The 14577-nt window shown below is 40.2% G+C and carries 11 protein-coding genes; 3 read left to right on the top strand and 8 right to left on the bottom strand.

Annotated features, from left to right (window positions below):
- Positions 1-7: 7 nt before the first annotated feature.
- From ACQK2H_RS14120 to ACQK2H_RS14100, 5 genes are all read right to left on the bottom strand, one after another.
- A complete protein-coding gene (locus tag ACQK2H_RS14120) occupies positions 8-2203 on the bottom strand; it encodes a TonB-dependent receptor domain-containing protein (protein WP_425392016.1) in 2196 nt (731 codons plus the stop codon).
- Between the two features lie 93 nt (positions 2204-2296).
- The gene (locus ACQK2H_RS14115) at positions 2297-2683 is read right to left on the bottom strand and encodes an HYC_CC_PP family protein (RefSeq protein WP_425392015.1); all 387 of its coding nucleotides are present in this window, start codon (positions 2681-2683) and stop codon (positions 2297-2299) included.
- 53 nt (positions 2684-2736) lie between these two features.
- The gene (locus ACQK2H_RS14110; RefSeq protein ID WP_425392014.1) at positions 2737-3342 is read right to left on the bottom strand and encodes a transposase; all 606 of its coding nucleotides are present in this window, start codon (positions 3340-3342) and stop codon (positions 2737-2739) included.
- A 46-nt stretch (positions 3343-3388) separates the two neighbouring features.
- The gene (locus ACQK2H_RS14105) at positions 3389-5878 is read right to left on the bottom strand and encodes a heavy metal translocating P-type ATPase (RefSeq protein ID WP_425392013.1); all 2490 of its coding nucleotides are present in this window, start codon (positions 5876-5878) and stop codon (positions 3389-3391) included.
- Between the two features lie 88 nt (positions 5879-5966).
- Entirely contained in the window at positions 5967-8012 is a 2046-nt protein-coding gene (locus ACQK2H_RS14100; protein ID WP_425392012.1) for a helix-turn-helix domain-containing protein, read from the bottom strand.
- 202 nt (positions 8013-8214) lie between these two features.
- Between ACQK2H_RS14100 and ACQK2H_RS14095 the strand changes: the two genes are divergently transcribed.
- Both ACQK2H_RS14095 and ACQK2H_RS14090 read left to right on the top strand, forming a co-directional pair.
- A complete protein-coding gene (locus tag ACQK2H_RS14095) occupies positions 8215-8796 on the top strand; it encodes an ankyrin repeat domain-containing protein (RefSeq protein ID WP_425392011.1) in 582 nt (193 codons plus the stop codon).
- Between the two features lie 2 nt (positions 8797-8798).
- Complete coding sequence (locus ACQK2H_RS14090) at positions 8799-9848, top strand: acyltransferase family protein (protein ID WP_425392010.1); 1050 nt, start codon at positions 8799-8801, stop codon at positions 9846-9848.
- Between the two features lie 345 nt (positions 9849-10193).
- On the opposite strand, the gene ACQK2H_RS14085 is transcribed toward ACQK2H_RS14090, so the two are convergent.
- From ACQK2H_RS14085 to ACQK2H_RS14075, 3 genes are all read right to left on the bottom strand, one after another.
- Positions 10194-12809 (bottom strand): FtsX-like permease family protein, encoded by a 2616-nt coding sequence (locus ACQK2H_RS14085; protein WP_425392009.1) that lies wholly within the window; start codon positions 12807-12809, stop codon positions 10194-10196.
- Positions 12810-12811: 2 nt separating this feature from the next.
- Positions 12812-13147 (bottom strand): PadR family transcriptional regulator, encoded by a 336-nt coding sequence (locus ACQK2H_RS14080; protein WP_425392008.1) that lies wholly within the window; start codon positions 13145-13147, stop codon positions 12812-12814.
- 293 nt (positions 13148-13440) lie between these two features.
- Positions 13441-14007 carry a helix-turn-helix domain-containing protein gene (locus ACQK2H_RS14075; RefSeq protein WP_425392007.1) on the bottom strand — a complete coding sequence of 189 codons (567 nt, stop codon included), beginning with the start codon at positions 14005-14007 and terminating at the stop codon, positions 13441-13443.
- Positions 14008-14124: 117 nt separating this feature from the next.
- On the opposite strand from ACQK2H_RS14075, the gene ACQK2H_RS14070 reads away from it, so the two are divergent.
- The gene (locus ACQK2H_RS14070) at positions 14125-14577 is read left to right on the top strand and encodes a hypothetical protein (RefSeq protein ID WP_425392006.1); all 453 of its coding nucleotides are present in this window, start codon (positions 14125-14127) and stop codon (positions 14575-14577) included.

The following is a 14577-nucleotide window of genomic DNA, read 5'->3' as shown; positions in this document are numbered from 1 at the left end:
TAACTAATTATCTCTTAATCTTATATCTAAATCCTACATATACCATTCTACCAACGATTGGTGCCCAAACCAGTGAAGCATCAAAATTATCACTGAATGGATTCTCTGCATCAATGATCGGATCATCCTGAGTAAACCCAAGTAGGTTTTCAGAGCCAATGTAAATATTACCCCATCGGAAGCCACGGCTTACTTGTGCATTCAACAAGAAGAAGTCTGGTGATGATGATGGACGCTGAAATTCTGCAGGTTTATCCGAAGTATTTGGAAGCCTTTTTGAACCAAACCACTGGAGGGTTGCATCAGCTTCCCATTTATCAAATCGTGTCGCATAGGAGGTATTAAGGAAGAAACGATTTCGTGCATTGAACGGCACTTCCCTTAGTTCATCATTGATAGTGGCTCTTACATCATAAAATTTGTATGCAGCTTTGGCACTCAATCGATCGGAGAACTGATAGTTACCTTCTAACTGAAAACTGTGAGCATACGATTTACCTCGTAAATTATACACCCTTAGTTGGCTGGAATTTGCATCCATGTCATATATAAGTTGATTTTCGAAGTTTGTATAGAAGTAATCGGCTATGAGATTCAGTTTTTTATTTCCAATACTGACAGCAGTAACCAAACTTCCACCTATGTTCCATGAAACTTCCGGTTCTGGATTTTCTTCGATGATTAATTGCCTGGATGAAACCAAAATATTACTGTTTTCAACTATGGTGTTTGGGGTTCGATATCCTCTGCCAATCGCAGCTCTTAAGGTAGTGTTTTCTGAAAACTGAAATCGGGAATGTAACCTCGGGGTAAAGTAGGTTCCGTATAAGTTATGGAAGTCTGTTCGTGCTCCTAAAAGCAGTGTGAATTTATCACCTGGAGTATAGGTGTATTCATAGTATAATCCAGGTACAACTTCTTTTCTGCTAAATGCAGAATCTGCATATATCTCGTCAAATTCATTATAAAGCATGCTTACACCAGTTTTATACTGATGGAATGAATTTCCAATAATGTTTTGGAAGATGACATTACCATAAAGTGTTTTTTCTGTACCAAGGTAATTATCTCTACCGAAACCACCATCAATGTCAAGGTAAGAAGCTGAATAAATAAAGCCCCACCCTTTGTTAGGTTTATGAGGAAACATTAGCCCGGTTTTACCAAACACTTCTGCACGGGTAGTATTATTTTGAAATCCATATTGCGATGTTGTTTTGAAGTCATCTCCAAAACCATATCCCAGCTGACCTCCGGCTTTCTCATCTCTCATAACAGTCAGCCCGACCTGGGAAACCATCTTTTCTCCCTGGTACTTGTACCGGTTCATTACATTGATCTGACGCCCCTTAGGGATGTCCATGAATCCATCATCATTCTGATCTACTTCATTATTGAAGTAATTGGTATGTAATAGTAGTGCCGTGCTCCACTGATCATTGATGTCTCTGGCATGATTGGCATTTAATTCAAACCGTCCGAATGAGTTCGCATAACCATTCAAGTAAAGCTTCTCGCTATTTTCAGGCTTTTTTAATTCTACGTTGATTTGGCCAGTCATCGACTCATAGCCATTTACGATCGTACCCGCGCCTTTACCAACATCAATGGATTGAATCCAGGTGCCTGGTGTGTAGTTAAGCCCGTATCTACCAGCTAAGCCTCTCACATTAGGAATGTTTTCACGATTGATCTGAACATAACGTCCGTCCAGACCTAGCATTCGAATGGTTTTTGCTCCGCTCACGGCATCAGTAAAAGAGACATCCACAGATGCATTCGTTTCAAAGCTTTCAGACAGATTACAGCATGCAGCTTTAGTCAATTCCGCTTCTGTGATTACTTCGGTATGTTTTGATTCCCGGTCATCTAAGAAAGTGCTGCTTGCCTGAACGACTACTTCTTCCAATTCTGAAGCGTTTTCATGCAGCATGATGTGCATCATTCCGGACAGATCGGCATTAACCGTGTCGGCAATGAATCCTGAATAGGATACTACCAGCTTTGAGTCTCTGCTTTTTAGTTTTAAAGTAAACTGGCCATTCACATCGGTGATGACGCCATTTTGAGTGTCTAATTCCTGAACGGTTGCCCCAATAAGTGGTTCATGTTCGGCACCATTGCCGACCATTCCTCTAGCTGTTTGAGCCTCGATTGAAAAGGCCAATAAAATTGTAAATATGAATATGTATATAGGTTTCATTTATAGAGTATTTAAATTTGTGAAGTCACCCTGAATTTATTTCAGGGTCTATTGATTAAAATAGATGCTGAAACAAGTTCAGCATGACGTACTCTATATCAGGAATGACTGGATCAAAACTGGGATGTCTCGATCGGGGAGTGGAGGATCATAGAATAGAAGTTCTGGCTTTTCCTGCTCAAGGATAAAGGATATATCCTTAAGAAGGATGTGATTGATGATTGCTAACTCGAGCAGATTAGGGCTTGCGTCAAAGTCAAACGTCACGGTTGTGATTTCTTCAACTTTCAACTCCTGAATGGTATCCTTGCAACAAGGCATCTGTTCTTCTTCCCCTTCAAAGCAGTGCTCAGCATGCACATTAACAGCCACAGACTTAAGTTGGCCCATGCAATAATGCTTATTGAGGGTCACTCCAGTAGTCGCAATCAGCAATATGATTGCTAGCAAGCTGTTTAATATGTTTTTGGCTATTTGCACTGTTGCAAAGATACGTAATTAAACCTTGGAGGTTTTCAAAAACTCCAAGGTTTCTATTTTTCAAATTCTAGCATAATATCTTTTGCCTGGAGCTCTTGGTGTACTTTAAGGAACTCATTCTTTCCTCCAAACCATGCAATTCCGGATTCTCTCTCAATCTTGGTGGGCTTATCTAAAAGATACGAATGATAACTGCTGTGAGGCCAGTCATTTAGGACTCTTACAAATTGATGGTGTATTGGGTTATTGTGAATATATGCGATAAGTCTGGTGAAATAGGAATCGTTATCAATTAGCTTTCTCCTGAATTTTGGAATAAATAGAGACCCTTTTCTATTGTACATTTTGTTGTAGGCTTTTGTGTAAGCGTTGAAGAGGTTGCCGAATTGTTGGCTGATTTTTCCTTTTAAACCTCCAGGGTTTCCAAAACCCTGGAGGTTTAATAAAACCTTCTCTTCTCGGATCTTCACCATCAAATGCAAATGATTAGGCATCAAACAATAAGCATAAGTCTTGGCTATTGGATAAATATGTTGAGCATATTTTTCGAGGAAATAACGATAGTTATCATCGGTTCGAAATAAGTTCTCTGATCCATTGCCGTGCGTCCAAATATGATAAATACGCTCTGGTTCAAGAGGAATTACTGGTTGAGCCATGTGTCAAATATACCTTCAAGCTTTTAAAACCTTGGAGGAATTGATCTTACCTCAATCTCAAACTATTCCCTATCACCGAAACAGAGCTTAAACTCATGGCCAGTGCTGCAAGCATTGGACTGAGTAGTATCCCAAATAATGGAAATAGAATTCCTGCTGCTATCGGCACGCCGAGCATATTATAACCAAACGCGAAGAATAGATTCTGCTTAATGTTTTTCATTACATCCTTACTGAGTTTTCTGGCTCTCACAATGCCATCCAGTTCACCTTTTACCAGGGTGATTCCCGCACTTTCAATGGCAACATCTGTTCCGGTTCCCATGGCAATACCAACATTAGCCTGGGCCAAAGCAGGCGCATCGTTGATGCCGTCACCGGCCATGGCTACCACTTTTCCTTCCTGCTGCAGTTTTTCGACATAGGCATGTTTGTCTTCCGGCAATAGCTCTGCTTCAAATCCATCGAGCGACAGCTTCTCCGCAACACCTTGTGCTGTTTTGCTGTTATCTCCGGTGAGCATGATCACCTCAACCCCCAGCTCCTGTAAGGACTTGATTGCACTGGCTGATGCTTTTTTAATTGCATCTGCTACACTTATAAAACCCTCAATCTTTTCATCTTTGATCAGTATCATGACCGTTTCCCCTTGACTTTGCCTTTTCTCCACGGCTTCTTTTTGATCAGGATTAAGTTGAAGGTTAAATGCCTCTAAGAGCTTTTCATTTCCGATCGCTATTTCACTTTCTTCAATCTTACCTTTGACTCCCTTGCCTGTGATGGAGTCAAAATTTTTAGCCTCCATCAGTTTCAAATCTTTTTGCTGGGCGGCCTGCACAATGGATTGAGCTAAAGGATGTTCACTGCTGTTTTCCAGAGATGCTGCCCATTGCAGGATTTCATCTTTTTTGCTTGAGCTGAAAGACTCGACGTGTTGCAATGAAGGTTTGCCCTCAGTGATGGTACCTGTCTTATCCACTACCAATGTGGTGACCTTATGCATCTCTTCCAGTGCTTGCGCATCTTTGATCAGTACCCCTTGCTTAGCGCCCTTTCCAGTTCCTACCATGATGGACATGGGAGTTGCCAATCCAAGTGCGCATGGACAAGCAATAATAAGCACGGTGACCGCACTGGTAAAAGCATAAACCATAGCAGGGTCCGGCCCCCAAATAGCCCACACCACAAACGAAATAATGGAGATAGAAACAACAGTTGGAACGAAGTAGCTCGAAATCTTATCTGCAAGATTTTGAATAGGAGCCTTGGTTCGACTGGCTTTGTTCACCATTTCAATGATCTGAGAGAGAAGTGTATCACTACCTACTTTGGTTGCTTTCATCAGAAAGCTGTTGGTGCCATTGATGGTGCCACCGATTACTTCATCACCTGTATTCTTCTCCACTGGATTTGGTTCTCCGGTAATCATGGATTCATCAATGGAACTTTTTCCCTCCGTGATTTCTCCGTCAACAGGTATTTTTTCCCCTGGTTTGATCTTTATGATGTCATCGATTTCTACTTCTTCCAGAGAGATCTTTTTTTCATTGCCATTGCGTATGACGATGACTTCTTGAGGTACAAGGTTTAAAAGCTCTCGTACTGCGGAGTTGGTTTGACTTCTGGCTTTCAGTTCCAGTACCTGACCCAATAAAATAAGTGTGAGAATCACAGCGGCTGATTCAAAGTAGAGATGAACGTTTCCGCTATCGGTCTTGAACTGCTCAGGAAACATATCGGGGAGTAGAAGTCCAATGATGCTAAACAAATACGCTGCTCCGGCACCCAAGGAAATCAAGGTCCACATGTTTGGAGACTTATTGATAATGGATTTGTAACCCCGCACGAAGAAGTCCCACGATGTGTAGAAGATGACCGGAGTGGAAAGAAGGAATTGAATCCAGGCCCATACTCTTTCACTGAGGATGTTGTTTAATGATATGCCGACCATATCACTCATAGCTATAAAGAACACCGGCAGGGTAAACACCACTGACCAGATGAACTTCTTGCGCATGTTCAGGTAAGCCTCTTTTTCGCTGGAGCCCTGCTCGTTAGATACAGACTTGGGTTCCAGATCCATTCCGCATTTAGGGCAGCTGCCCGGCTCATCTTGCTCTATCTCCGGATGCATCGGGCAGGTGTAGAGGGTCTTTTTTGAGGCACTCGTTGATTGTTCTTGCTCCAAATCCATTCCGCACTTCGGGCAATCGCCGGGTTTATCATATTTCTTGTCTCCCTCACATAGCATTGGGCAGTAGTATTTCCCTTCAGTATCATGCTGTTTCTTAGGCTTTGAGTGAGTGTGATGCTCATGATGATGATCTTCCTGATGAATATCATATCGATCGCCATGTGATTTGAGCGACTCTTTTAATTCATCGATGGATATGTCCTCCTTTAGGGTAAGTGAAACTTTGCCTGCAGCCAGGTCTACTTCTGCTGCATTTACCTTGTTATGAGCGAGTAAAGCAGTAGCCACATGATTTTTGCATCCTTCACATGACATCCCCGAAATCGAATAGGTTTTCTTCATAGCCTTCAAATGTATGAATACAAAGGTGCAACCTATACTACGGGGTTGTGTTACAGAATTCAGGCAATCATTTACATCATTTTTGCTGTCATATCATACCCTCTTCTTCCAGCATCTTACGAATCTCATGGTGTTGCCTCCAAAAATTGTCTTTTATCTTTTGAACGGTAGGCTGAAATTCTTTGTGTCCAGACAGTTCTAATAAGATCGGATCCTTTTCGAGAAAGAGAATCAACCAATAGAAGAAATCTTCCTGTTTGGTGAACGCTTTGAAATATTTAATCCCTTCATCTAAGTCTCCTCTATAAGCATGATATGCACTGGTAATCAGATCCTTGTAGATGGACTTGTCCACTTCGATGTATGCTTTATAACTTTTCAAATAGCTTTCTGCCTCATTCGGTTTGCCCAATTTCCTTAGTACGTAAGCGATCTTAATATCCTCGCCGGGATAGATATCTAATTGTAGGGCCTTCTTAATCGAAACAAATGCCTCATAATACTTCCAGGCCTCTTCGTAATCTTCCATGGTGTAGCAGACCTTAGCTATTTCCTGCATGACATCCAGGCGAGAGGAGTCTTTACTTAGGATTGCAATCAGTTCAGATTTGGTGCGCTCAAGGTCAAAATCCTGTGCCATTTTAATATAGGTGTGCAAATACTCTGCGAAATAATTATCCGGGTTGTAAGCCAGTGCTTGTTTCACATATTTTACTGACTCGTCAATGAATCCTGTCTGAGCCAAAGCATTCGCCAAATTGAGGTAGATAAAGCTAGCTTCAATGGAATCCTGATCGGAGACTGCATTTTGAATTCCATTTATCGCATGTTTTAGGTATTTCTTTGTATTGGGGATATTACTCCTGTAAATCTCTGAGAGAAAATTATGAACCCAACCGGAGTTCGGATTTAGGTTGAGCACCTTGTCCAGAAATTCTATTGCCAGGTCATATTGACCTTTTTGTGTGTGGTAGAGTGCTTTTGCAATCAGGCTTTCTCCCAATTCAGGATCAAGCAAAATCGCCTTATCAGCATAGCTATTAATTGTGTCAGCATATTTCTGATCTATTTGATAGATGTCGATATAATAGTAGCAGATAGCGATGTAAGCATGAGGATTAGCAAAATAGGGATCTTCCTCAATAGCCTGTTCGAAATAGTCGATGGCCCTTTCAAGCTCTGCACCACTATTTGCTGTGGTTGTGATATCCAGTCCTTTTAAGAACAGGTCATATGCCTCCAGATTCTCGGTTGGTACTTTCTCTATCAGGCGTTTAGCCTTCGGGGTAACAATGACCTGAATTTCGTTTGCGATGCTTTTTGAAATTTCAGTCTGGAGTTGAAAGATGTCTTCAATCTTTCGTTCGAATCGGTTGGACCAGATTTGCTGATCTCGTTCCGCATCAATCAGCTGAACAGATAAAACGATCTGATCACCTATTTTTTGACCACTGCCTTCCACAAAATATGCTACACCGAGCTCTTTGGATATTTCAGGAATAGACTTGTTCAAACCTCGGTATTTCTCGGCTGTTGTTCTGCTGGTTACTTTCAGTTCTTCAATCTTTTGAAGATTACCCAGTATAGCATCCATCACCCCGTTGATGATATAGACATTGGTTGTGTCATTGCTGTCATTCTTGAATGGTAGCACAGCGATTGATTTAATGTCTTTTTTCGACCCTTCAGTTGGAAGAACGACCCAGATCAGCAAGCCTAAAATGATAAGGCTTGGTATAGCCACTAACCATTTTCTTTTCTTTGCTACTATACCAGGTTGATTATTGACGGGATCCGCCTCGGCTTGTTGTTTGCCGGGTGTATTTCCAAACTCTTCACGGTAGCATTTGGTAAAATAGGAGGTGCTGCCAAATCCAACCTTGTAAGAAACCTCTGAAGAAGTTAACTCATTGGACTGCAGCAGTTGTCTGGCATGATGAAGGCGTACTTTTCTTATAAATACACTTGCAGATAGGTCAGTCTGGTTTTTGATCTTTCTCAATAGATTGGAGCGACTCATGCTCAAGTGATTAGCCAGCTCTGTGACGCCAAACTCTTCCTCCGAGAGGTGTTCTTCAACAACACCAATTGCTTTAAGGAGAAAGGGGTCTTTTGGTTGGAGAAAGTCTGACATCAGGTTGGATTATTGATGATGCAATAATCGACATTTTTTGGTCACATGAAAGGCTTTTGCATCATAGTTTATATCGATTACTCATAGTTGTTAGAGATAAATCATAGTTAATAATACTGTGAGCATGGTTGCTAAATGTGCCTTACAATCTCTAATGAGCTTTGTAACATCAAATTATTGCAACAATTAAATTTTACGAAAAATGAAAAAATTAAAGTTTATCTCAAGTCAATCATCATTGGTCATTCTAATGTTATTCTCCTTGATTACTATTTCCTGTGAATCTAAGGGGCAGAGCAATGAAGATGCCGTGGAGGCACCAAAAGTATCCATTCATGAAGCTGCCTTTTTTGGAAATGTAAACGCCATAAAAGCTCATATAGCTCATAAGTCTGATCTCAATGTGAAAGATGCCTATGGTTCCAGTCCTTTATCCATCGCAGCTCTATTCGGAAAGCCTGATGTGGCAAAGTTGCTTATTAATGGGGGAGCAGATCTAAACGTCCGAAGTGCGGATGGGAGTACGCCATTGCACACTGCGGCATTTTTTGGCAGAACCGAAATCGTAAAAATGCTTTTGGAAAAGGGGGCGGATTCATCAATAAAAAATAACTACGGAAATACAGCTCTTGAATCAGTTTCTACCGATTTTGAAGATGTAAAAGGATTTTATGATCAAATGAGTAGAGATCTGGGTCCGATGGGCTTAAAACTGGATTATGATCAATTGAAGAAAGCCCGCCCTGAGATTGCGCAGCTTATCAGTGATGCTGACAATTCATAGTCATGACGGAAAGAAGATATGATATTGATTGGTTAAGGGTAATTGCGATTGGGCTACTGTTAGTCTATCATGTCGCAATTGCCTTTCAGCCATGGGGGGTATTCATTGGGTTTATACAGAATAATGATACTGTGGAATCCATCTGGACCCCCATGTCCATGCTTAATGTATGGAGGATTCCGCTGCTGTTTTATGTATCAGGGATGGGCGTTTATTTCGCCATGAAGCGCAGAAATTGGAAAGAACTAATCCTGGAGCGCTCGAAACGTATTTTGCTTCCATTTCTTTTTGGCATGGCGGTAATTGTACCCGTGCATATTCTAATGTGGCAGGATTATTACCATCAGCCACTGAGCTACGAGTTTAGTCCCGGACATTTATGGTTTTTGGGAAATATTTTTATTTACGTGCTGGTATTCTTACCCATATTTCTTCTGCTCAGAAAGGTTGAAAACGACTCAGTAAGTAGGGTACTGGACAAAACATTTAAAACTCCAGTAGGGGTGGTCATTCTGATTATTCCATTTGTTTCAGAAGCTATGATTGTAAAACCTGAAAACTTTGAAATGTACGCTTTTTCTGCGCATGGCTTCTGGCTAGGATTGTGTGCCTTCTTTCTTGGATTTATTTGCATGATGTCGCAAACGTTTTGGCCAATGATTGCTAGGTGGATGTGGCTTTGGTTAGGAGTAGCTATCACATTCTATCTGGTTAGATGGATGGTGTTTGAATTGAAAACACCTGATTATGCTATGGCAATTGAATCTAGCTTTTGGATATTTACAGTATTTGGATTTGGGAACAGGTATTTGAATAAACCAAGTAAGTCATTGGTATACCTGAGCGAATCTGCATATCCGATCTATATTATTCATATGCTATTTATTTACCTGGGCTCGTTATTGCTTTTTAGCCTCAATATTTCAGGAGTATGGACACTTACGTTTTTGACATTATTCACATTCGTAGGATGCTTTCTTTGCTATGAGTTTCTGATCCGACGAGTGAGGTTCTTACGGCCATTGTTTGGTTTGAAACAAGTTGGGAAATGAATGTGTCTCAAAGGAATTCCGTCATTGCGAACGAAGTGAAGCAATCTCACTAAAAAATCTTGAATAGTATTGAGATCGCTTCGTTTCCTCGCGATGACGATATTTCATTTCTTTGAGACAACTACTTATCCCGGAATAAGCAATAGAATTTTTTCATCTACAAAACGAAATATTCTATTGCTTATTGACGAAAAATTTCCAATTTACGGAAATTTTTGTCAGGATAACCCAGACAAAGCAGAACTTTCGTTTGCTGATGACGCTTGCGGTCACAGACAGACAAGTTTACTTCGTCCGTCCCTTCGGGCAAATTACGCCTATCGCGTAATTTGGGCTTATTTGAATTTACTCATACCTCAACGCATTGACCGGATTCATCTTAGCTGTTTTGTAGGTCTGGATACTTACTGTTAAAAATGCGATTATAGCTGTGATGATAATCGCGATCACAAAATTCAAAGGGTTTATAGAAGTGTGATATGCGAAATCATTTAGCCACAAGTTTCCATAGTACCAGATCAAAGGAATGGCAAGAAGGTTTCCTAGTATTACCAGATAAATGAATTCTTTTGATAAGATATAAATGATTTGACCAATACTGGCTCCCATCGTTTTTCTAATCCCAACTTCTTTGGTTCTGCTTAATGCAACAAATGAAATGAGGCCTAAAAGTCCTATTGCAGAAACAATGATGACAACAACTGTGAAGATAGAAAGCACCTGGGCTAGTTGACTTTCTTCACGGTATTGACGATCAAAGTCCTGATCAAGAAAAAAATATTCTAATGGATAACTGGCATATGTTTTATTCCATGTTTTCTCAACACTTTTGATCAGATCATATGTTTGATCCGCACTATATCGGATGGCATAATATCTGCCCCATTTGTCTCCGGCATAGTCCATTGCTTTTGGCCAAATATTTTCCTGAAGACCCAATCCGTGGTAGTCTTTCACCACGCCGATCACCGTTCCCTCAGGCGTACCTGAAGGTGATACGATTTTCTTTCCGATTGCATCTTCCGGGCTATTCCAGCCCATTTCTCTGACACATGTTTCATTGATAATTAAGCCTTCATCTAATTCAGATGTTTTTCTTGGGTCAAAATTTTCTCCTGCAATCAGATTTAAACCCAGGGCTTGAACATAATTTTCATCTATCGCCATATATTCGGTATCCACTTGTTCACCTTCCATCTTACCAGGATAGGCCCATTGACCTTGCCAACCCGGTCGTCCTGGCAGAGCATTTGTGTGGGTAACAAATTGAACTCCAGGAAGAGCCTTCAATTGATTTTTAAGAACAACCCTGGAGCTGTTGGTCGGCGCATCTGTCGCATCAATAATCAGCAATTGTTCTTTGTCAAACCCAAGTTCCTGATTTCGCATAAAGGATATTTGGTCTATTACTAAAATGGTAGCTAACACCAATGCTGATGAAATGAAAAACTGAAAGGTGATTAAAAGCTTTCGAATGCTAATTCCTGAGTAAGCTTTTTCCAATTTTCCATTTAATGCATTTAATGGCTTTAGACCTGAGATCACTAATGCAGGATAGTAGCCGGAAAGAAATGTTACAATCAGAATGAGTGCCGCAATGCCAATGATGAATTGTGTGCTGGCAAAAGACTGAAGTGTATAGTCTTTAAGCATCAGCTCATTGAAAAAAGGAAGAACAAGAGCGATAACCATTAAGGCTACTCCGAAAGCAATTAAAGTCAAAAGAAATGATTCAAGCATAAACTGACTTAAAATACCTCTTCTTGAAGATCCTACTATTTTTTTGACAGCCACTTCCTTTGACCGATACGAAGACCTGGCTGTGCTGAGGTTTATGTAGTTGATTGAAGCAAGAAGAATGAGAAATAGCGCAATTATGGTTACTGTTTTCACCCTCTTGATTGACCCATTAGGCCCAAATCCATTGTAATAATCTTCATTTAAATAAATGTCTTTTAGAGGAATCAGCTTCGTGGTAAATTCTACACCCATTTCATCTAACCAGTCACCAATGTTTTCATCGTAAAGGCTGTTCACTTTGGATTGAAATACTTTTGAATCTATTCCTTCTTTTAAGAGAAGGTAGTTTCGGACGTCAAAATTTCCCCAACCTTCATTGTAGCTGAAATACCTGAAATCCGGGAAAGTTGAAAAGGATATCAGTATGTCAAATTGAATGTGAGAGTTTCTGGGTAAATCTTTGACTACTCCTGTTATCATAAAATCAATGGAATCCATCATAGTAATCGTTTGACCCAGTGCAGATCCTTCGAAATACACATCTTCAAGGGATTCAGTAATCACTATTGTATATGGATCTTCAAGTGCGGTTTTGGCGTCCCCTGATGCAAGCGGAAACGAGAACATATGAAAGAATTCCTCGCTTGCAAAAAATACCTTATGGTCATATCGTTTACCTTCATGGTTGACCTTAAAGTCCGAAGAAGTCCAACGAGTATATAACACCGATTCAACTTCAGGATATTCAGTTCTCAGCTTATACCCAATAGGGTGCGCATTGGTCTCCATACCTCCCTCAGGAGAGGCAGTTACCACTTTATAAATCCGATCTCCTTTTGTGTGAAAATTATCAAAGGAGAGCTCATCCATTACATAAAGCAAAATCAATCCACCAATGGAAAGACCTAATGAAAGACCGATGAGGTTGATGGCAGAATGCGTTTTGAATTTCAATAAGTTGCGAAAAGCAAGTCTGATTGTTCTCATAGTTGTAGCGATTAGTCCTATTTTATAAATCCATTTTAAATTTTTGATCAGGCTTAGTCTGAAAAGCTTAAAGACGCCAAGTGTATAGTTAAGCCTTGCTTCTTTGAGTGAGAGGTACTCAGCATCATCATAAAAAACCTCTTCCAGATCACCTTCGATTTCTTCGAGGTAGTCCTTGTTGATGAAAAGCCTCAGGAATTTTCCGGGCCATTTTGGAGGTGTCACATTTGACATAGTCAGATGGTTTTATAATTACCCTCCAAGGCAATATTTTCCCAGAATCCGGCCCTGATTTCCTTGATTTCGTTCAGCACTTTAAAGGCGTGGGGGGTGGCACTATAAATCCGCTTTCGTTTGCCTCCTCGTTTATTCGTTGCTTCACCAAATTCGGAATTCAGAAACCCTTTTTCCTCCATCCGTTTAAGCGCTGACTGAATAGAGCCTACACTCAAACGCTCACCTAATCTATCCTCTAGTTCCTTCTTTATTTCTACACCGTATGCTTCTTCCTTTAGCAGAATCACTGCTAGCAGCACCATCTCCTCAAACTCGCCCAGTTTTGTCTTTTTCATTGGTCTATTCTTTCTACATTATTCAGCTGCTTGATTTCTAAAGTAACCAGTCAATGCCGTTTAGCTAAGACTTTCTTACCCTCAGTCCCTAAAGGGATGACTTACTAGTTTCAGTCATTTACCCTTTAGGGGTCAGGGGTTTCAATCAAATTGCTAAAAACTTCCTTAACTAAACGGTATTAAACCAATCTCTCTCAATAAATAGATCAAGCAGCATGTTTGATATTATTCGTAATTGCAGTAAAAATAGTTACAAAATATTATTCGTAATTGCAGTTTTTATCAAAAAAGTGCTAAATATTATCGATTGACCTTCTTTGTGGAGCTTTTTGTTTCTTGAATTGGGTAGGGGTTAGGCCGGTTTCTTTCTTGAATTGTGCGGAGAGATGTGCGACCGAACTGTAGTTCATCTGATAGGCGATCTGAGAGAGTGTCAGCTGATCATAGATGATCAATTCTTTTACTCGCTCGATCTTTTGTTTGGTGATGAACTTTTCGATTGTGATGCTTTCTACTGAAGAAAAAAGCTTACTCAACGTTGAATAGTCTTTTCCTAATTTATCTGACAAGAAAGTAGAAAAGTTGACTTTCAGTGGCTCATTGGAATAGTGAATTTGTTCGATAATTAACCCTTTGATATTGCTAATGATGGCAGAGGTTTTATCTTCTAACAATTCAAATCCTTTTTCTTTTAATAGTGGTTCAAGGTTTGATTTTTGTGTTTTATCCAATGGCCTTTTAATGATTGCCTCACCAAGTGAAACACGCTCAAACCCCACATTAGCATCATTTAGCGCTTCTTTCACTGCTTCGATGCATCGTGGACAAACCATATTCTTAATGTGAATTACAGCATCCATGGATTCAAATTACAAAAATTACATAACGATCGTTCGTTAACACACATTAACATATTTGTTGTACAAATACACAACTTAATTTTTATCTTGTACGTTTGTACAACAAATCAACTTAAAATGAAGGCACTTTTCTATTCACTATTTCTTGTAACAACTATTTCAGTTGCTGCCCAGCAAACCGGGAAACAGTCATTCGAACAGCTGAAAGAAAGTCCGGCAGGATCTAAGATCATTTGGTTTTTAGACGCTGTGAAATCCGGGAATCTCACGGATGAATCGATTGAAAAATATTTTGCTCCCAAACTCATAGAGAAACTGGGAGCCGATAAGCTTATGTCTGCTTTTGAAGATATCAAAATGAATGATGGTACATTAATCATGTATCTGGCCAACCGGAAAGAGATGACGGAATACAAGCTTATTGTTAAGGGAACAAAATCAAATGAGTGGATGGAAATGGGGTTTTATTTCGAAGGTGAGAGTCCGTATCGGATTGCCGGATTTACCATTGATTCGACACCAGCATCCTATGAAACACTCCAACCTATCTACCCAAAATCAAACGAATAA

This window comes from Ekhidna sp. (assembly GCF_965228795.1).
Classification (GTDB): domain Bacteria; phylum Bacteroidota; class Bacteroidia; order Cytophagales; family Cyclobacteriaceae; genus Ekhidna.
The sequence above is the reverse complement of the archived record's forward strand: the minus strand, read 5'-3'. Positions and strand labels throughout refer to the sequence as shown.

Excerpts from the sequence above, each read along its gene's own strand:
- ACQK2H_RS14120 (WP_425392016.1), bottom strand. The coding sequence starts at position 2,203 with ATGAAACCTATATACATATTCATATTTACAATTTTATTGGCCTTTTCA.
- ACQK2H_RS14110 (WP_425392014.1), bottom strand. The coding sequence starts at position 3,342 with ATGGCTCAACCAGTAATTCCTCTTGAACCAGAGCGTATTTATCATATT.
- ACQK2H_RS14105 (WP_425392013.1), bottom strand. The coding sequence starts at position 5,878 with ATGAAGAAAACCTATTCGATTTCGGGGATGTCATGTGAAGGATGCAAA.
- ACQK2H_RS14100 (WP_425392012.1), bottom strand. The coding sequence starts at position 8,012 with ATGTCAGACTTTCTCCAACCAAAAGACCCCTTTCTCCTTAAAGCAATT.
- ACQK2H_RS14095 (WP_425392011.1), top strand. The coding sequence starts at position 8,215 with ATGAAAAAATTAAAGTTTATCTCAAGTCAATCATCATTGGTCATTCTA.
- ACQK2H_RS14090 (WP_425392010.1), top strand. The coding sequence starts at position 8,799 with ATGACGGAAAGAAGATATGATATTGATTGGTTAAGGGTAATTGCGATT.
- ACQK2H_RS14085 (WP_425392009.1), bottom strand. The coding sequence starts at position 12,809 with ATGTCAAATGTGACACCTCCAAAATGGCCCGGAAAATTCCTGAGGCTT.
- ACQK2H_RS14080 (WP_425392008.1), bottom strand. The coding sequence starts at position 13,147 with ATGAAAAAGACAAAACTGGGCGAGTTTGAGGAGATGGTGCTGCTAGCA.
- ACQK2H_RS14075 (WP_425392007.1), bottom strand. The coding sequence starts at position 14,007 with ATGGATGCTGTAATTCACATTAAGAATATGGTTTGTCCACGATGCATC.
- ACQK2H_RS14070 (WP_425392006.1), top strand. The coding sequence starts at position 14,125 with ATGAAGGCACTTTTCTATTCACTATTTCTTGTAACAACTATTTCAGTT.